This window comes from Sphingomonas sanxanigenens DSM 19645 = NX02 (genome assembly GCF_000512205.2).
Taxonomy (GTDB): Bacteria; Pseudomonadota; Alphaproteobacteria; order Sphingomonadales; family Sphingomonadaceae; genus Sphingomonas_D; species Sphingomonas_D sanxanigenens.
In genome coordinates this window covers 5,497,501-5,516,178 of sequence record NZ_CP006644.1, presented here as the reverse complement: position 1 = coordinate 5,516,178, position 18,678 = coordinate 5,497,501, and the positions used below count along the sequence as shown (strand labels likewise).

General features: G+C 68.4%; 16 protein-coding genes. 7 read left to right on the top strand and 9 right to left on the bottom strand.

Features of this window, described 5'->3' with window-relative positions:
* Nucleotides 1-54: 54 nt before the first annotated feature.
* The 4 genes from phbB to NX02_RS25290 all read right to left on the bottom strand — a co-directional run bounded on the left by phbB (nt 55) and on the right by NX02_RS25290 (nt 5,857).
* Complete coding sequence (phbB, locus tag NX02_RS25305; RefSeq protein WP_025294954.1) at nt 55-777, bottom strand: acetoacetyl-CoA reductase; 723 nt, start codon at nt 775-777, stop codon at nt 55-57.
* A gap of 80 nt (nt 778-857) precedes the next feature.
* The gene (gene hemH / locus NX02_RS25300; protein ID WP_025294953.1) at nt 858-1,838 is read right to left on the bottom strand and encodes a ferrochelatase; all 981 of its coding nucleotides are present in this window, start codon (nt 1,836-1,838) and stop codon (nt 858-860) included.
* Nucleotides 1,835-4,081, bottom strand: a complete 2,247-nt coding sequence (locus NX02_RS25295) for a molybdopterin cofactor-binding domain-containing protein (RefSeq protein WP_025294952.1) — start codon at nt 4,079-4,081, stop codon at nt 1,835-1,837. Before NX02_RS25295 ends, hemH begins: the two co-directional genes overlap by 4 nt.
* A 78-nt stretch (nt 4,082-4,159) precedes the next feature.
* On the bottom strand, nt 4,160-5,857 hold the full coding sequence (locus NX02_RS25290; RefSeq protein WP_025294951.1) for a class I adenylate-forming enzyme family protein: 1,698 nt from the start codon (nt 5,855-5,857) through the stop codon (nt 4,160-4,162).
* Nucleotides 5,858-5,926: 69 nt separating this feature from the next.
* Here NX02_RS25290 and lgt point away from each other — a divergent pair, with 69 nt between their 5' ends.
* On the top strand, nt 5,927-6,790 hold the full coding sequence (gene lgt / locus NX02_RS25285; RefSeq protein WP_025294950.1) for a prolipoprotein diacylglyceryl transferase: 864 nt from the start codon (nt 5,927-5,929) through the stop codon (nt 6,788-6,790).
* Nucleotides 6,791-6,800: 10 nt separating this feature from the next.
* On the top strand, nt 6,801-7,853 hold the full coding sequence (locus NX02_RS25280; protein WP_025294949.1) for a class I SAM-dependent methyltransferase: 1,053 nt from the start codon (nt 6,801-6,803) through the stop codon (nt 7,851-7,853).
* Between the two features lie 3 nt (nt 7,854-7,856).
* Here NX02_RS25280 and NX02_RS25275 read toward each other — a convergent pair whose 3' ends face one another.
* Nucleotides 7,857-8,594, bottom strand: coding sequence for an SIMPL domain-containing protein (locus tag NX02_RS25275; RefSeq protein WP_025294948.1), 738 nt, complete (start codon nt 8,592-8,594; stop codon nt 7,857-7,859).
* A gap of 419 nt (nt 8,595-9,013) precedes the next feature.
* Between NX02_RS25275 and NX02_RS25270 the strand changes: the two genes are divergently transcribed.
* The 3 genes from NX02_RS25270 to NX02_RS25260 all read left to right on the top strand — a co-directional run bounded on the left by NX02_RS25270 (nt 9,014) and on the right by NX02_RS25260 (nt 14,595).
* The gene (locus tag NX02_RS25270) at nt 9,014-10,192 is read left to right on the top strand and encodes an efflux RND transporter periplasmic adaptor subunit (protein ID WP_025294947.1); all 1,179 of its coding nucleotides are present in this window, start codon (nt 9,014-9,016) and stop codon (nt 10,190-10,192) included.
* 31 nt (nt 10,193-10,223) lie between these two features.
* Entirely contained in the window at nt 10,224-13,292 is a 3,069-nt protein-coding gene (locus tag NX02_RS25265; protein ID WP_025294946.1) for an efflux RND transporter permease subunit, read from the top strand.
* A 94-nt stretch (nt 13,293-13,386) separates the two neighbouring features.
* Nucleotides 13,387-14,595, top strand: coding sequence for a DUF445 domain-containing protein (locus NX02_RS25260; RefSeq protein WP_025294945.1), 1,209 nt, complete (start codon nt 13,387-13,389; stop codon nt 14,593-14,595).
* Between the two features lie 41 nt (nt 14,596-14,636).
* Here NX02_RS25260 and NX02_RS25255 read toward each other — a convergent pair whose 3' ends face one another.
* Nucleotides 14,637-14,942 (bottom strand): hypothetical protein, encoded by a 306-nt coding sequence (locus NX02_RS25255; protein WP_025294944.1) that lies wholly within the window; start codon nt 14,940-14,942, stop codon nt 14,637-14,639.
* Between the two features lie 147 nt (nt 14,943-15,089).
* Between NX02_RS25255 and NX02_RS25250 the strand changes: the two genes are divergently transcribed.
* The gene (locus NX02_RS25250) at nt 15,090-15,629 is read left to right on the top strand and encodes a glycine zipper 2TM domain-containing protein (RefSeq protein WP_025294943.1); all 540 of its coding nucleotides are present in this window, start codon (nt 15,090-15,092) and stop codon (nt 15,627-15,629) included.
* 48 nt (nt 15,630-15,677) lie between these two features.
* On the opposite strand, the gene NX02_RS25245 is transcribed toward NX02_RS25250, so the two are convergent.
* From NX02_RS25245 to NX02_RS25235, 3 genes are all read right to left on the bottom strand, one after another.
* Entirely contained in the window at nt 15,678-16,100 is a 423-nt protein-coding gene (locus NX02_RS25245; RefSeq protein ID WP_025294942.1) for an ExbD/TolR family protein, read from the bottom strand.
* 86 nt (nt 16,101-16,186) lie between these two features.
* Nucleotides 16,187-16,873 (bottom strand): RlmE family RNA methyltransferase, encoded by a 687-nt coding sequence (locus tag NX02_RS25240; RefSeq protein ID WP_025294941.1) that lies wholly within the window; start codon nt 16,871-16,873, stop codon nt 16,187-16,189.
* A complete protein-coding gene (locus NX02_RS25235) occupies nt 16,870-17,940 on the bottom strand; it encodes a Ppx/GppA phosphatase family protein (RefSeq protein WP_025294940.1) in 1,071 nt (356 codons plus the stop codon). Before NX02_RS25235 ends, NX02_RS25240 begins: the two co-directional genes overlap by 4 nt.
* Nucleotides 17,941-18,243: 303 nt before the next feature.
* On the opposite strand from NX02_RS25235, the gene NX02_RS25230 reads away from it, so the two are divergent.
* Complete coding sequence (locus NX02_RS25230) at nt 18,244-18,486, top strand: hypothetical protein (protein WP_025294939.1); 243 nt, start codon at nt 18,244-18,246, stop codon at nt 18,484-18,486.
* The last annotated feature ends 192 nt before the right edge of the window (nt 18,487-18,678 follow it).

The following is an 18,678-nucleotide window of genomic DNA, read 5'->3' as shown; positions in this document are numbered from 1 at the left end:
TCGGACGCCGGCGGGCAAGGGGGCACGGCACTGCCGTGCGCGCCCCCAAATGCCTCAATACATGTGCTGGCCGCCGTTGAGCGACAGCGTGGTGCCGGTGATGAAGCCGGCATCGTCGGAGCAGAGAAAGGCAACGCCGCGCGCGATCTCATGCGCCTGGCCGAGGCGGCCGACGGGGATCTTGGCGACGATCTTCTCGAGCACGTCGGCGGGCACCGCCGCGACCATGTCGGTATCGATATAGCCGGGGGCGAGCGCGTTGACGGTCACACCGGCGCGCGCGCCTTCCTGTGCCAGTGCCTTGGTGAAGCCATGGATGCCCGACTTGGCGGCGGCATAGTTGACCTGGCCATATTGACCGGCCTGGCCGTTGATCGAGCCGATGTTGACGATGCGGCCCCATTTGCGTTCGCGCATGCCGGGGAACACGGCCTTGCTCATGTTGAAGCAGCCGCCGAGGTTGATCCGCATCACATCGTCCCACATCTCGTAGGTCATCTTCAGGATCGTGCCATCCCGGGTGATGCCCGCATTGTTGACGAGAATATCGACGTGGCCGAGATCGGCCTGGACCTGCTTCACGCCTTCCTGGCAGGCGTCATAATCGCCCACGTCCCATTTGTAGGAAGCGATTCCGGTCTTTTCGGTGAAGGCCTTCGCCTTTTCCTCGTTGCCGGCGTAGTTGGCGGCGACGGTCACGCCCGCATCCTTGAGCGCGAGGCTGATCGCCTCGCCGATGCCGCGGGTTCCACCAGTTACGATCGCGACTTTGGCCATCAGTCTGCCTCCTGCATGCTGCGCGGAAAACGGCCGGTCCGCCGTCGCCGCGCGTTCGGTATCCCCCAACAAGGGCGGCTCTACGAAGGACCAATCCAGCCTTCAAGCTGACGCCGCACCACTGCGTGTAATAAATTCATTCCGAACTGGTTGTCATTCATGCACGCGAGATAGGCGAAGCGCTCGCCGCCCGCCTCCAGAAAGCCGTCGCGTCCGCGCAGCGCAATCTCCTCCAGCGTTTCGAGGCAGTCCGCGACGAAGCCCGGGCAGAGCACGGCCACGCGGCGGACGCCGCGGGCCGGCAGCGCCTCCAGCGTCGCATCGGTCGCGGGCTCCAGCCATTTCGCGGGGCCGAAGCGCGACTGGAACGCGATCTCGACCGGCCGGCCGAGCGCCGCCGCCAGCAGGCGCGTCGTCTCGACGCACTGGTGATAATAGGGATCCCCCAGTTCCAGCGTTCGCTGCGGCATCCCGTGGAAGCTGGCAAGGATCAGATCCGGTGCGAAGTCGAGCGCGGAGAGATCCTGTTCCACCGATGCAGCGAGCGCGGCGATGTAGGCCGGATCGTCATACCAGGGCGGCAAGGTGCGCACCGCCGGCTGAAAGCGCAGCGCTGCAAGCGCGCGGAACGCGTCGTCGTTCGCGGTCGCGGTGGTCGCCGCGCAATATTGCGGATAGAGCGGCGCGAGCAGGATCCGGTCACACCCTTTCGCGATCAGCGCATCGATCCGCGCGGCGATCGGCGGATTGCCGTAGCGCATCGCCCAGTCGACGATCACCGCATCGCCGAACATCGCCTGCAGCGCTTCGGCCTGCGCGCGCGTGATCGCGGCCAGCGGCGAGCCGGCTTCGGTCCACACCTCCCGATAGGCACGCGCGGATTTGGCAGGGCGCGTGTTGAGAATGATGCCGCGCAGGATCGGCTGCCATGCGATCGGCGGGATCTCGACGACGCGGCGGTCGGACAGGAATTGGCGGAGATAGCGCTTCACCGCCGCCGTTTCCGGCGCGTCGGGGGTGCCCAGATTGGTCAGCAGCACACCGATCCTGCGCACCGTCATTCCGTATCCTCCATCATGATCAGCGGCAGCGTCCGCGCGCGTCGCCCGGTCGCGGCGCGAAGCGCGTTGGCGATCGCCGGCGCCACCACCGGCGCGACGATATCACTGACACCGCCGGGCGCCGCATTGCTCGCTACAATTTCCACCTGAATGTCCGGCATGTCCGCCAGCCGCGGCATCGCGAGATCGCGCAGCCGCCGTGCCGTCGCCAGCCCGCCCTCGATATCGGTCGCCATGCCCAGCGCATCCGCCATGCCGGTCACCAGCCCGCTTTCGATCTGCTGGCGGACAAGATCGGGATGGATCACCCGCCCGCAATCGACCACCGCGATCAGCCGGTCCACCCTGATCCGCCGCGCGCCTTCGAGACGCGCTTCCGCAAACACCGCGACATGGCTGCCGCGCATCGCGTGGCAGGCAATGCCGTGGCGCGATCCCGCGCCGCCCCCATCCCATCCGCCGAGCGCAGCGGCGGTGGAGAGGCAATGCGCGAGGCGCCGTTGCGCCCCCAGCAGCGGCAGGCGGAAATCGAACGGATCCAGCCCGCGCGCCCGCGCCAGCTCGTCGATGAAGCATTCGGTGAAGAAGCTGGTCAGCGCATGGCCGCCCCCGCGCCAATAGCCCGCCGGCACGCCGATATCCGCCGGATGATGATCGATCGCAAAGGCCCCGACCGCATAGGGCGGGACCGCCCCCTCGATCGCGAGCGCATCGGCCTCGGTCCGCGCCTCGACGAGCGCATCGTGCGCCGGCATGCCCGCCATGCGCGCGCGCAACTGGCGCGCCGCCGCCGGGATGGCGATCTTCGCCTGCCAGCCGAGGATGCGGCCGCGAACATCGACGCGCGCCGCCATCCGTGCCGCGGCGGCGGGGCGATAATTGTCCTGCAGAAGCGCTTCGACCCGCGACCAGCGCAGTTGCACGGGCCGTTTGAGCTGCAGCGCCAGATGGGCCGCCTGGGCAGCCAGTTCTACCTCATAGCCATCGCCGAAGCCGCCGGCGCCCAAGGTCGGGTGGACGATCACCGCCGCCTCGGCGAGCCCGGCCGCCATGGCGGCGGCGCGGCGGACAGCCATTGGTGCCTGCGTCGCGATCCACAGCCGCAACGTGCCATCGGCCAGTTCGGCGGTGGCGGATGGCGGCTCGGCGGCGGCATGTACGGCCAGCATCGCACGATACTGGCCGGTCAGCACCGGGTGGCCGGCAAAGGCTGCCGAAAGATCGCCCCCGGCGGCGATGCGGTGGCCCGCACCGCCAAGCGCGGTCGCCAACGCGGCCTCGATCGCACCGCCGTTCGCCATGGCCCCGCGCGTTTCGAAGCGCGGCCGCATCGCATCGAGCGCGCGGTTCGCCGCCCACCAGTTGGTGCCCGCTGCCGCCACCCAGCGCTCATGCTCCACCACGGCGAGCACACCGGTGATGCGTTCGCCCGCCGCCCTGTCGATCGCCCGCAGCCGCGTGTCGCCGCGCGGGCCCCGGCGCACCGCGCAGTGCACCAGCCCCGGCAGCCGGATGTCTCCGGCATAATTGGCGGAGCCATCGACTTTCGCGGGCAGGTCGATGCGCGGCACCGACTTGCCCGTCAGGCGATTCTCCTCTCCCGCCCTCAGCGGGATCGGATCGGGCAGATCGAGCGCCGCCGCCTCGGCGGCGAGATCGGCGAAGCGGATGCGATCCTCGCCACGCACGACGAATCCGTCGATCGTATCGCAGGCCTGCCAGTCGACCTTCCAGCGCTTCGCGGCCGCCTTACAGAGCAGCGCCCGCGCGCCGGCGCCCGCCGCCCGGCACCGCGCCTCGAACGCGCGGATGGTGGTGCCCGCGCCGGAGAGCATCAGCAGGTCGCGCTCCGCCAGCGTCTCGGCATATTCCTCCGCCGCCGCAGTGCTTATCCGCGCCACACGTTCCGCGCCGGGCACCAGCCCGAACTGGGTGGCGAGCAGCGGATTGGCGTAGAGCGGATTGAGCGGCGCGGCCTCCACGCCGACCGTGCGCCAGTCCGCCCCCAGTTCGTCGGCGACGATCTGGGCAAGGCTGGTGTAGCTGCCCTGCCCGAATTCGGCCTGCGGCACCGCCACCATCACGCGGCCGTCGACGCCGATCTTCAGCCACGCATTGAAGACGGCCTCTCCCGGGCCCGCCACGAGGTTGGGCGGATAGCGCCGCGGCCAGGCAAGCCAGCCGACGAGCAGCCCTGCCCCGGCCCCGCCACCGATCAGCAGCCGACGGCGATCGATCGTCATGCGCGGCAGCGGGAAAGACAGGTCATCGCCGCCCGATAGGCGCATGCGCCGGACAGGTGAAGCGGCTTGTCCGGGCAATCAGGCGGTGACCGATGCGTAGCGCGCCTTCAGCTTCACACGATCGATCTTCTCGGTGCCGAGGCGCGGCAACGGATCCGCCTCGATCCAGATCCGGCACGGGATCTTGAATGCCGCGAGGCGCGGTTCGAGGAAGGCGATCAGCCCCGCCGCATCGATGGTCGCGCCTTCGCGCAGATGCACCGCCGCCGCCGGCGCCTCGCCCAGCCGTTCGTCCGCCACCGCGAACACCGCCACCTCGGCGACATCGGGATGCCCGTAAAGCGCCGCTTCCACCTCCTGGCAGCTCACATTCTCGCCGCCGCGGATGATGATGTCCTTCTTGCGGTCGACGATGAACAGATAGCCGTCGGGATCGACGAAGCCGATGTCGCCGGTGCGCAGATAGCCGTCCCGGGTGAACAGTGCCGCGGTCGCCGGTTCGTCCCCCCAATAGCCGCGGATGTTGCAGATCGTGCGGAAGCACACCTCGCCGCGATGCCCCTGCGGCACCGGCCGGCCGGCATCGTCGAGGATCGCCATGTCGACCAGCGGCCGCGACGCACGACCGGTGCTCTGCGGCTTTTCCAGGTAGTTGCTGCGGAAATTGCCGCAGCCGACGGCGTTGGTCTCGGTCAGCCCATAGCCGATCAGCGGGCGCGCGCCGGCGATCTCGCGCGCGATCCGGCCGACATGTTCGGGTGGCCGCGCCGCGCCGCCGGCGGCGAAATCACGGCATGACGAGAGGTCGTAGCGATGCCGGTCGGGGTGCGTCATGATCTCGAAGCTCATCAGCGGCACGCCGACGAAATAGGTGATCCGCTCCGCCTCGATCAGCCGCATCGCCTCCGCCGCGTCCCACCGCGGCATCAGCACCAGCTTGCGGCCGAGCGCGAAGCTCTGCAGCATCACCGGCACCTCGGCGGTGACATGGAACAGCGGCAGGTTGAGCAAGGTGGCTGGCGGCCTGGTCGGCGCGTCGCCATCCTCGGTCGCGATCTGCAGCACGATCAACGTCTGCGCGAGATAGGAGAAGGTCGCCTGCACCACCGCGCGATGGTCGCTGATCGCGCCGCGGCTACGCCCGGTGGAGCCCGACGTGAACAGGATCGTTGCATCATCCTCCGGCGCGAGCATGGGCAGCGCGACAGCCGCGAAATCCGGCCCGTCGAACAGCGGCGCGAGGGCCGCATCGAGCGGCAACGCCATGTCGATGAGGACGGTCGCCGGCGCGGTGCGGCCGGCATCGGCGATGCGGCCGGCGCGCGCCGGATCGGCGATCAGCAGCACGGCGCCCGAATCGGCGATCGCATCGGCCAGTTCGTCGCCCTGCCACCAGGCGTTGAGCAGGGTCGCGACGCCGCCCGCCATCACGGTTGCCATATAGAGGATAATCCAGGCGCTGCCGTTGCGCGCCGCGATCGCCACGCGATCGCCCTTGCGCACCCCGAAACGCCCCGCCAGCGCATGCGCGGCGCGGGTCGCGGCGGCGTAAGCCGCGGCGAAGCTCACCCGCTCCTCGCCGCTGACGAGGAAATCCGCGTCGCCATGGAGGTTGCAGAAATGCGCGAAATAGGCGCCGAGCGTGGGCGGCGCCGCGGCGATCACCGGCAGCGCCGGGCCGAAGCGCGACGGAACCGTCGCCACCGGCAAGGGGCCGTCGGCGGCGGTCAACGCGGCGGCTGCCGCCTCGATCCGCAGGTCGAGCGCAGAAGGCATGTCCCTCTCCTTCCTCTTGGTCTTGTCGTTTGCCGCCACTATGAAGGCGCGAAATCGAAGGGAAAAGCCTTGATCCTGTCGCTCACCGCCGCCGCCAGTTCCGCCCTGCAGTTCGAATCGCTGGGGCTCAGCAAGGTGGCGCTCGATCTCGGCTTCTTCCAGATCAAATGGTATTCGCTGGCCTATATCGCCGGCATCGTCATCGGCTGGTGGTATCTGCTGAAGCTGCTCGCGCAGCCCGGCGCGCCGATGACGCGGCGCCACGCCGATGATTTCGTGTTCTACGCGACGCTGGGCATCATCCTCGGCGGGCGGCTGGGCTATGTGCTGTTCTACAAGCCGGCAATGCTGGTCTATCCGCTGGAGGTGCTCAAGCTGTGGGAAGGCGGCATGTCGTTCCATGGCGGCGTGCTCGGCGTCACCCTGGCGATCATCTGGATGTCGTGGCGGCAGAAGCTCGATTGGCTGCGGGTGCATGATTATGTCGCCTGCTGCGCGCCCTTCGGGCTGTTCTTCGGCCGCCTCGCCAATTTCGTGAACGGCGAGCTGTGGGGCCGCGGCCCCACCGACGTGCCGTGGGCGATCGTCTTCCCCGATGGCGGCCCGATCCCGCGCCACCCCAGCCAGCTGTACGAGGCGGGCCTCGAGGGCGTCCTGCTGTTCCTGATCCTCGCGCTGTGCTTCTGGAAGACCGATGCGCGCTACCAGCCGGGCAAGCTCACCGGCATCTTCCTGACCGGCTATGGCGCGTTCCGTTTCTTCGTCGAATATTTCCGCCAGCCCGATGCGGGGCTGGAGAATCTCTCCTGGGGCCTTTCGATGGGGCAGACCTTGTGCGTGCCGATGGTGCTTGGCGGCATCTTCCTGATCGTCACCGCCAAGGGCCGGCGCAAGCGCGTCGAGCCCGTCGCCGGAACGACGAGCGTCGCCTGAACGGCCAGCGATGAGCGCGAAGAGCGGCGCGTCGCTGGCCGACCGGCTGGCGCGGATGATCGACATGGCCGGGCCGATCCCGGTCGCGCAGTTCATGGCCGCCGCCAACACCCATTATTACGCGACGCGCGATCCCCTGGGCGTTGCCGGCGACTTCACCACCGCGCCCGAGATCAGCCAGATGTTCGGTGAGCTGACCGGACTGTGGCTTGCCGACCTGTGGGATCGCGCCGGCCGACCGGCGGCGCATTATGTGGAGCTGGGGCCGGGGCGCGGCACGCTGGCGGTGGACGCGCTGCGGGCCGCGCGCACCGCCGGTCTCACGCCTCCCGTCCATCTCGTCGAAACCAGCCCGACCTTGATCGCCGCGCAGCGCAGCCGACTGCCCGACGCGATCTGGCACGAGACGGTGGCAAGCCTGCCGGACGACCGGCCGCTGCTGATCGTCGCCAACGAATTCTTCGATGCGCTGCCGATTCGCCAGCTGATGCGCACCGCCGCCGGCTGGCGCGAACTGATGGTCGACCGCCGTGACGGACGCTTCGTGCCGCTGCCGGGCACGGTGCCGTTCGATGGCGCGGTGCCCGCCGGTCTGACGGGCGCGGCCGAGGGCAGCATCGTCGAATCCTGCCCCGCCGCGGTGGCGATCATCGACGCGCTGGCGCGGCGGCTGGCGGCGCAGGGCGGCGCGCTGATCGCGATCGACTATGGCTATGAAGGGCCGGCGGTGGGAGACACGCTGCAGGCGCTGAGCGCGCACCGGTTCGCCGACCCGTTCGAGGCGCCTGGCGAACGCGACCTGACCGCGCATGTCGATTTCGCATCGCTGGCCGAGGCCGCGCGCAGCGCGGGCGTTTCGGCGAGTACCGTCGTCGGCCAGGGCGCGTGGCTGGAGGCGCTCGGCATCGCCGCGCGCAGCGCAGCGCTGTCGCGGGCGCAGCCGGGGCGGGCAGCGGAGATCGCCGCCGCCCGCGCCCGGCTGACCGGAGACGATGCGATGGGAACGCTGTTCAAGGCGCTCGCGCTCACCGCCCCCGGCTGGCCGCACCCCGCCGGGTTCTGAGCCCTATTCCAACTCGAAGCTGACGTTGACGACCACGCTCACGTCCTGCTCGCCCGGAACCACCTGGGTGTCGGCGGCTTCGGCCTTCATCGCGCGCGCGGCATACATCGGCACCGGCGGACCATAATCGGCCGATTCGCTGATCGTCAGGATGCGCTTCACGCGCAGCCCTGCCGCGGTGGCGTAAAGCTCGGCGCGGGCGCGCGCGTCCTTGATCGCGGCGCGGCGCGCCTCGTCCAGCGCCGCCTCGGGCTTGTCGATCGACAGGCTCGGACCATTGATCTGGTTGGCGCCCTGGCGGACCAGCGCGTCGAGGATCGAGCCCGCCTTCGTCAGATCACGAAAGCGGATCGTGACGCTGTTCGAGGCCTGGTATCCGGTGATCACCGGCGGCTGGTTCTCGGCATAGCGATATTGCGGGTTGAGGCTGAGCGTCGCGGTGGCGACATCGCGCTCGGCGATGCCCGCTTTCTTGAGCGCGGCGAGCACCCCAGCCATCCTGGTCGCATTGTCGCGCATCGCGGCATCCGCCGTCACCGCCTGGGTGACGACGCCCGCGCTGATCGTCGCGAGATCGGGCACGCGGGTCACTGCACCGCGCGCCGACACGTCGAGCCGCGTTCCCGAAATCGTCTGGATCGGAAGATTGACCGTCTGCGCCGCCGCCGGAACGGCGCCCAGCGACGCCGCAGCGACCCCGAACAGCAAGGGTGCGAACAAGGCGGAAGAGATGGACTTCATGGCATGACTTCCTTCGGTTTCGACCCGGACGGGCCCCTTTGCGATCACCGGCCCGCTGTGGCGCCGGCGTGCTGCATCCTTTCTGAACATGCTCGTTTGCCGGCGTTCAGCCGGAGCATGCGAACGATGCTGGCCGCCTGTGACGGCGCGACCCGCGCTCACCAGCACCCCGATTCGACAGGATTCACCGGCTCGGTCCGCCAACGCGCCCCGGCGCGGCCCGGTTCCGGCATGCCGTTTGCCGAAAAGCCCGTCGTTCGTCGAGCGACGCTTGAGCGCCCCTGCAGTCGAGGGCAAGCCGCCCGTGGGCGCCGGTATATGGCGGGCTCGATCGCGGCTTGAGACCGGTGAGTTATTAAGGTAACACAGTCGCCGATGGTCGCACGCCATCCGGTTTTACAGGGCGGAAAGTGAGAGGCATGAATTTCGAGCGGAGTTTCGACCGTGGGGTCGGTGGCGACGATGCTGTCGATGCAGGCCCGCGGCCGCGTCGCCGCTGGCCCTGGATCGTCGCGGCATTGGTGGTGGTGATTGCCGTGATCGCGGCCGTCATGATCTTCACCGGCAAGAAGGATGGCGCGGCGGAAAAGTCGAACGCCAAGCAGGTGCCGACCGTCACCGTCGTCGTTCCCGGCCGCCAGACCGTCGATCGCATGATCTCCACCACCGGCACGCTGGCCGCGCGCCGCGAGATGCCGGTGGGCGTGCAGGGCGAAGGCGGCATGGTCACCGCAGTCTATGTCGAGCCCGGCCAGTGGGTCGCCGCAGGCCAGGTCCTCGCCACGATCGACCGGGCGGTGCTCGCCCAGCAGAACAGCCAGCTCGCCGCCTCGGTCTCGGTGGCGGATGCCAATGCGCGCCTCGCCCAAGCCAATCTCGAACGCGCCGAGCGGCTGGTGAAGCGCGGCTTCATCTCCACCGCCGACGTCGACCGGCTGACCGCGACGCGCGATGCCGAGGTCGCCCGCGTCCGCGTCGCCCGCGCGCAGCTCGGCGAATCCCGCGCGCGCACCGGCCGCCTCGACATCCGCGCGCCTGCCGCCGGCCTCGTGCTGACGCGCGCGACCGAACCCGGCATGGTCGTCAGCTCCGGATCGGGCGCGCTGTTCCGCATGGCGAAGGGCGGCGAAATGGAATTGCTCGCGCGGCTTGCCGAGGGCGATCTCGCGCGCATTTCGGTGGGGCTTGCCGCAACGGTCACCCCCGTCGGCACCACCACCCGCTACACAGGCCGGATCTGGCAGCTCGCGCCGATCATCGATCAGCAGACCCGGCAGGGTACCGTGCGTATCGCGCTGCCCTACAATCAGGCGCTGCGTCCGGGCGGTTTCGCGCATGCCTCGATCAGCAGCGGTTCCACCGAGGCACCGCTGCTGCCGGAATCGGCGGTGCTGAGCGACCCGAAAGGCAATTACGTCTATATCGTCAATCCGGACAACACGGTTGCCCGGCGCGACGTAACCACGGGCGGCGTCACCGACACCGGCATCGCCGTCCTGTCGGGGCTGAGCGGGACGGAGAAGGTGGTGCTTTCCGCGGGCGCCTTCCTCAATCCGGGCGACAAGGTGGAACCGGTCCGCGCGAAGGCGGCAGGCTGAAGAACGACGGGCGGGGCAAAGGCGGTCGATCATGAACTTTCGTAACATCTCCGCCTGGTCGATCCGGAACCCGGTTCCGCCGATCGTGCTGTTCGTCGCGCTGACGCTGGCGGGCATCGTCGCGTTCATGCGGATGGACGTGAACGACAATCCCGACATCGAATTCCCCGCGGCGCAGATCATCATCAGCCAGCCCGGCGCGGCGCCCACCGAGCTGGAAACGCAGGTGACCCAGCGGATCGAGGCAGCGGTGCGCGGCATCACCGGCGTCGACGAGATCACCTCGTACGTCAGCGAGGGCACCTCGAACACCACCGTCCAGTTCGTGATCGGCACCCCGATCGACCGCGCCGTCAACGACGTGCGCGAGGCGGTGTCGCGCGTCCGCGGCGACCTGCCCGACGGCATCCTCGAACCGCAGGTCGTCCGCATCGACATCTCCGGCGGGCCGCTGGCCTATATGTCGGTGGAAGCCGTCGACATGACGCTGGAGGAACTGAGCTGGTTCGTTGACGACACCATCGCCAAGCGGCTGCTCAACGTCGAGGGCATGGCGCAGGTGCGCCGCGGCGGCGGCGTCAGCCGCGAGATCCGCATCATCCTCGATCCCGCCAAGCTGCAATCGTTCGGCATCACCGCGGTGGAGGTCAACGCGCAACTGCGCCAGGTGAACCTCAACGCCGCCGGCGGCCGCGCCGAGATCGCCGGTTCGGAACAATCGGTGCGCGTGCTGGGCAATGCCGAGAACGCCTATGCGCTGGGGGAGCGGCAGATCGCGATCGGCGGCGGACGGACGGTCAAGCTCAAGGACATCGCCGACGTGCGCGATCTCTACGCCGAGCAGCGCGCGCTCTCGACGATGAACGGCCGCCAGGTGCTGAGCTTCGCGATCATCAAGTCGAAGGGCTTCTCCGACGTCACCGTCTACGACAATGCGATGAAGGTGATCGACAAGCTCCGCAAGGAGAACCCCAAGGTCAGGTTCACCCAGCTCTTCACCACCGTCGACTATGTGAAGAGCCAATATCATTCGGCGATGAGCGCGATGTGGGAAGGCGCCATCCTGGCGGTGCTCGTCGTGTTCCTGTTCCTGCGCGACTGGCGCGCGACGGTGATCTCCGCGCTCGCCATCCCGCTCTCCGCGATCCCCGCCTTCTGGTTCATGGACCTGATGGGGCTGTCGCTGAACGGCATCAGCCTGCTCGCGCTCAGCCTCGTCGCCGGCGTGCTGGTGGACGACGCGATCGTGGAGATCGAGAATATCGTGCGCCACATGCGCATGGGCAAATCCGCCTATCAGGCCTCGATCGACGCCGCCGACGAAATCGGCCTGGCGGTGCTCGCGACGACGATGTCGATCGTCGCGGTGTTCCTGCCGGTCGGCCTGATGCCCGGCATCTCCGGCCAGTTCTTCAAGAATTTCGGCCTCACCGTCGTCGTCGCGGTGCTGATGAGCCTTGCCGTCGCGCGCATGATCACGCCGATGGTCGCGGCCTATTTCCTGAAGGCGCACGGCACCGCCAGCCACGGTGAGGGCCGCCTGATGGACGTCTATATGGCGGTGCTCGGCTGGACGCTGCGGCGGCGCTGGGCGACGATGGGGATCGGCGTCGGCGCGCTGGTGGCGACCGGGTTCGCGGTCGCCACACTGCCGATGACGTTCCAGCCCACGATCAACACCGACTACAGCCAGGTGTCGATCGAGATGCCGCCGGGCTCGACGCTCAAGCAGACGCTGGACACCGCCAACACCGTCTCCGCGCTGCTGCGCAAGCAGCCCGAGGTTGCGGCCGCCTTCGCCGACATCGAGGAGGTGGGCGAGGCCAACATCTTCCTGACCCTGCACAAGGATCGGAAGCGGACGAGCGTGCAGTTCGAACGCGAGACGGCGCCGCTGCTCGCCGACATTCCCGATGCCCGCGTCAACTTCCAGTCGCAGGGCGGCTTCAACGGCCGCGATCTCAACATCACGCTGGTGGGCAGCGATCCCGAGAAGCTCTATGCCCACGCGCTCAAGGTGGTCGAGCAGCTAGGCACCTTGCGTGAGGTTCGCGCGCCGCGGATCAACGGCGACGTCCAGCGCCCCGAGATCACGATCAGGCCGCGGCTCGATCTCGCCGCCGACCTCGGCGTGACCACCTCCGCGCTCAGCCAGACGATCCGCATCGCGACCTTGGGCGACATCGACCAGAACGTCGCCAAATTCTCGCTGTCCGACCGGCAGATCCCGATCCGGGTCGCGCTGGCGGAAGACAGCCGCCGCAGCCTCTCGACGATCGAGAACCTGCCGGTGCCGACCGCAAACGGCGGATCGGTGCCGCTGAAGGTGGTGGCCGACATCGGCTTCGGCGCCGGCCCGAGCGCGATCCGCCGCTACAACCAGGAACGCCGCATCTCGATCGGTGCCGATCTCGCGCCCGGGCTCGTCAGCGGCGATGCGCAGCCCAAGATCGACGCCCTCCCGGCGGTTGCCAACCTGCCGCAGGGCGTAGAGCAAGCCAAGCTGGGCGATGCCAAGTTCCAGGCGGAGATGCTGAACAATTTCTTCATCGCGCTGGCATCGGGCATCTTCCTGGTCTTCGCGGTGCTGGTGCTGCTCTACAAGCGGGTGCTGCCGCCGCTGGTGAACATGGGGTCGCTGGCGCTCGCGCCGCTGGGCGGCCTGCTCGCGCTGCACATCACCGGCAACCCGCTGTCGATGCCGGTGATGATCGGCTTCCTGATGCTGCTCGGCATCGTCGCCAAGAACTCGATCCTGCTCGTCGATTTCGCGCTCGAGGAAATGGCGGCAGGCGTGCCCAAGAGGGACGCGATCAACGATGCCGGCCACAAGCGTGCGCAGCCGATCGTGATGACCACCGTCGCGATGGTCGCCGGCATGCTGCCGATCGCGCTCAGCCTGTCGGGCGATGGCAGCTGGCGCGCGCCGATGGGCATCTTCGTGATCGGCGGGCTGATCCTGTCGACCTTCCTCACGCTGGTGATCGTGCCGGCAGGGTTCAGCCTGGCGGTCGGGTTCGAGAACTGGCTGGGGCCGAAGCTGCGGCGGCTGTTCACCAATGGCGGCGAGGGGACGCCGCAAGCGCAGCCGGCGGAGTGAACCATTTCGCGCGCGGTTCATTCTTGACCGCGTGACCCCGCCCCTGTCCCCCCGTCCCGAACCGCGCGGCATCGCCCAGGGCGGATTCACGCGGATGCGCGCGGTGGCGACCGGCCTGCTCGTGCTGATGGCGGCGATCTACATCGCCGCCCGAAGCGTGGAGGGCGGCCACCCGGCCTGGGGCTTCGTCCGTGCGTTTGCCGAGGCGGCGATGGTCGGCGGCCTCGCCGATTGGTTCGCGGTGACCGCGTTGTTCCGCCACCCGCTCGGCCTGCCGATTCCGCATACCGCGATCATCCCGCGCAACAAGGACCGCATCGGCGATACGCTGGCGCTGTTCCTCAAGGACAACTTCCTCACGCCCTCGGTGGTCGCGCGGCGCATGGCCAAGGTGGATGTCGCCGCCGCCGCTGGGCGTTTCCTCGCCGATCCCGATACCGGGGGCGAAGGCCGGCTGCGCCGCGGCGCATCGCGGCTTGCCGCCGACATGCTCGAAGCGCTGGATCAGGAGCGGCTTGGCGGCATGGTCCGCGCGATGCTCGCGCAGCGCCTGCGCGCCTTCGACGCCGCGCCGGTGCTCGGTCAGGCGCTGGCTGCGGCGATTGCCGACGACCGCCATGTGCCGCTGCTCGACGGGTTGGTCCGCTGGGCGTCGCGCGCGCTCGACGCCAACGAGCATCTGATCCGCGACATGGTTCATGACCGTGCCGGATCGATCATGCGCTGGACCGGGCTGGACGAGAAATTGTCCAACGCGATCGTCGACGGGTTGAAGCGCCTGCTGACCGAAATGAGCGAGCAACAGGGCCATCCGCTGCGCGTCCGCGCCGAGGATGCGCTGGCCGACCTCGCCCATGACCTGCAGCACGATCCGGCGCTTCGGGAGCGAATCGCCGCGATCAAGGAAGAGATGATCGCCAATCCGGCGATGCAGCGCTGGATCGACGGGCTGTGGGAACAGGCGCGACAGGCGATGCTCAACGCGGTCCGCGATCCCGATGCGGTGCTTGCCGGCCGGCTGGGCGAGGCGCTGCGCCAGCTTGGCATGACGCTGCAGCATGACGCCGAACTCGGTCGCACGATCAACCGCTTCGCGCGCCGCGCCGCGGTGGGCGCGACCGCCAGCTATGGCGACGGCATCGTCCGGCTGGTGTCGGACACGGTGCGGGGCTGGGACGCACAGACGATCACCAACCGGCTGGAGAACGCAGTGGGGCGGGACCTGCAATATATCCGCGTCAACGGCACGCTGGTCGGCGGGCTGGTGGGGCTGACGCTGCACGCCATCGACCGGCTTTTCTGAGCCGGCCGACGGCGGTTCGCTTCATCGCCGATCGGAGGTGATCAATCCTCATCCTCGTCATCGGTCTCGCCGAGGATATCCTCTTCATCGTCATGCTGCGGCTCGCCGGCGTAGGCGTCATTGTCGATGCGGCCGCTGCGGACCATCTCGTTCATCCTGTCGACCAGATCGGGCGTGTCGTCGGGAATCAGCGCGCCGGGATTCGGCCGGCCGCCATGCTCGCTCTCTTCCGAAAGGTCGGTATCCACGAAGCGCGCATCCTCGGTCACATCCTGCGCCTGGCCTTCGTCGGCCTGCTCGCTGTTGGTTTCCGGGGTTTTATCGTCGATATCTTCGGGCGCTGCCATGATGCATTCCTTTCTGCTGCGGGGCACCAACAAGCAGAATCGGCGCCCGTTCCCCTTCCATTGCCTGAACGTGCCGTAGTTTCAGGTTCATGCAACCTGTCGCAAAGTGTCGCCGTTGTTCCGTCATGCGTGCGAAGGAGTAGGATCATGCGCAAGACATTCATCGCTGCGTTGATTGCGGTGATGGCGGTGCCGGCGACGCCGGCACTCGCCGACCCTCCATCGAGGGGATATTATCAGCAGAGCCGCGACCGTCACTGGCGCGGCGATCGCCGCGACTGGCGGCGGGACCGCAGGGACTATCGGCGCGATTATCGCCGTGATCGGCGCGACTATCGCAGTTACCGCCGTGGCTATCGCGACGGGTGGCGCAACGACCGCTGGCGCGACCGTCGCTACTACAATCGGGGTCGATACTATGGCCGGCCTTATTACGGCGGTTATGGCTATCGCCGCGGCTATTACGGCGTCGGCTATGGCGGAGGCTATTGGCGCGGCCGTGACGGACGCTATTACTGCCGCCGGTCGAATGGCACGACCGGGCTGATCGCCGGTGCGGCTCTGGGCGCGTTGCTCGGTCGAAGCGCGGATCGCGGGTACGATCGCTCGGGCGGCACGATCGCCGGTGCCGGCATAGGCGCGCTCATCGGTCGCGAGATCGATCGCGGCAATCTGCGCTGCGGCTGAAGGTGGCGAAGGACGGCGGGTAACCAGTCCCGCCGCCGCTTCGTTCACTCAATCAATCGCCTCGGCGAAGCGTTCATTGCCAAGGAAGCCGAGCCGGTCGATGCCGGCCTTGTCGACCACCGACAAGGTCTGGTCGAAGCGCAGATAGGGCGTTTCGCCGTCGGTTCGCATCATCAGCTTCGGACCGGCCGGATCGGCTTTCATCGCCGCGAGCTTCGCCGGCAACGCGTCGAGCGTGATCGCGCTGCCGTCCCACCGCAGCGCACCCGCCGCGTCGATTTCCAGTTGATGGATCGGGGCGTCGTCGGCGGCGCCCGTTCCCTGCGGCAGGTTCATCGGCACCTCATGCGTGGCGCGCGGCATGATGATGATGAACATCACCAGCAGCACCAGCATCACGTCGATCAAGGGTGTGGTGTTGATTCCGCCGATCGGGGCGAATTGGTCCGAAGCCACAGCGCGTGCACGCATATCGTCTCTCCCACCTGTTGTGGAATGAGATAACATCACGAATTGAAGCCGACGGCAATGGCCGTCTCGCGCCCCCCATGGCCGGTCTATGCGTCGGCCGTGTCCGGCCCGGGCCGGCCCTTGAAGCCCTGCGCGATGACATACCATTCGGAACTGTCCTTGCGGCTTGCGGGCGGCTTGGCGTGCTTCACCGTCGTGAAGTCACGCTTGAGCTGCGCGAGCAGCGCATGATCGGTGCCGCCCGCGAACACCTTGGCGACGAACGCGCCGCCGGGTGCGAGAATCTCCGCGCAGAACGCCGCCGCCGCCTCGACCAGCGCCATCGTGCGAAGATGGTCGGTCTGCGGATGGCCGACGGTGTTCGCGGCCATGTCCGACAGCACCAGGTCGGCGGGGCCGCCCAGCGCCTCGGAGAGCAGGGCCGGTGCAGTGTCCGCCATGAAATCGAGCTGCATGATCTCGACGCCGTCGATCGGATCGGTCGGCAGCAGATCGATGCCCACCACCCGCGCCTTGGGGAGGCGCTTGCGCACCACCTGCGACCATCCGCCCGGCGCGATGCCGAGATCGAGCACGCGATGCGCGCCGCGCAGCAGGTTGAACCGCTCGTCGAGCTCGATCAGCTTGTAGGCGGCGCGGCTGCGATAGCCCTCCGCCCTGGCCTTGCGCACATAGGGATCGTTGAGCTGGCGTTCGAGCCAGCGCGTCGATTGCGCGCTGCGGCCGCGCGCGGTGCGGACGCGCTGGCGCCCCATCCCCCCGCCCCTGCTCATGCCGCGTTACCGTCGTTCGCCATCAATGACCTTAATATGCCTTCTCTTATGCCGCGATCCGCGACCCCCAGCCGGTGCGCCGGCCAGATTGCGAGGATCTCGTCGAGGATCGCGCACCCTGCAACGACCAGGTCGGCACGCTCCTGCCCGATACAGGGCAAGGTTGCACGTTCCTTCGCGCCCATGCCCGCCAGCCGCCCGCTGATCGTCCGCATCGCCTCCGCGGGGACGATCAGCCCGTCCACCGCCGCGCGGTCATAGCTTGAGAGGCCGAGATGCAGGCTGGCCAGCGTCGTTACCGTGCCGCTGGTGCCGAGCAGCCGGCCCGGGTCACGGCCATCCTCATAGCGCGGGAGGCGCGGCGCGAAGCGCGAGAAACTGGCGCGAACCCGGTCGCGCATGCGCCCATAGGCCGCCAGCCGATCCTCGCGCGCGTCCGACGTGCAGGGCTCGCTCTCGGTCAGCGAGACGACGCCCCACGGCGCACTGAACCAGTCGAGTACGGTCGGCACCGGCGTGCGCGGATCGATCAGCACCAGTTCGGTCGAGCCGCCGCCGATGTCGAACACCAGCGCCTGCCCCTCGCCCGGTTCCAGCAGCGCATGGCAGCCGAGCACCGCCAGCCGCGCCTCTTCCTCGGCGCTGATCACGCCCAGCGCGATGCCGGTCTCCCGCCGCACCCGCTCGACGAATTCGGGGCCATTTTTGGCCTGTCGGCAGGCCTCGGTCGCAACCGAGCGCGCGAGATGGACGTGCCGCCGCCGCAGCTTGTCCGCGCAGATCGAAAGCGCCGCGACGGCGCGATCCATCGCCGCGTCGGACAGGCGACCGGTGGCCGCCAGCCCCTCGCCCAGCCTGACGATTCGCGAAAAGGCATCGACCACCACGAACCCGTCCTTCGCCGGACGTGCGATCAGCAGCCTGCAATTGTTGGTGCCGAGATCGAGCGCGGCGTAGGTTCGCCGCCCCATCGAAACCGGAGCCGCCGCCGGCACCGCCGGCGACTTTACCGCTGCCGCCGACCCGCCGCCGGCAAAACGCGGCGCTGGAGCCCAGGGCTTTTCCATGCCGTGCATCACTTCTGCTCTCCAACGGGACAGATCCCGCCGGTACTTGGTTGCAAGCGTATCCTGTGGGAGGCGGTGCGGCAAGGTGGCGGCGGATGGCCTGACCGACGGCAGCCGCCGCCTGTCGATTGCCGATGCGCCGCAACGGTGATGCGAGCCGGAGCAATATCGCCGATGATGGAGCTTCTTTAGCGATCGAGGGTTTCCCAAAGCCGATGGCGGCTGCGGCGGCCTGGGTTCGGCACGCGACACGCGCGTCCGGCATCCGGCAATCATCCGCTCGCCGAGCGAAGGAGACGAACGATGGCCAATCTACTCGGTGCCCTGATCGGCGCTGCAATCGACCGCCAGGATGGTGACAGCGGAATCAAGGGTGCGATCGTCGGCAGCGTCGCGGAGACCGTGATTCGTGGCGTCGTGCCGATCGTCGCAACATTTGCGCTGGGCTGGGTCGTCCAATACGGCGCCCGCAAGGCGTGGCAGGCCATGGCGGGCGAAGACCCTGTCGATGGCGCCACCGCGGACACGCGCTCGCGGCCATACTGACCATATTGAGACGCCGCGGCACGGCGTCCGCTACGGCTGAATACCGCTGCCGCTTGTCGCAGAGCCGCGACGGCGGCACGTGTTCGCCAATACGAGACGTCTCTCTGATGGGTTGCGGTTGCGTATTTCCAGCAGCGGCTTCTCGACAGCTCAGATCGTGTCCCAGTTGGTGGTGTAGCTCGTCGGTAGCAA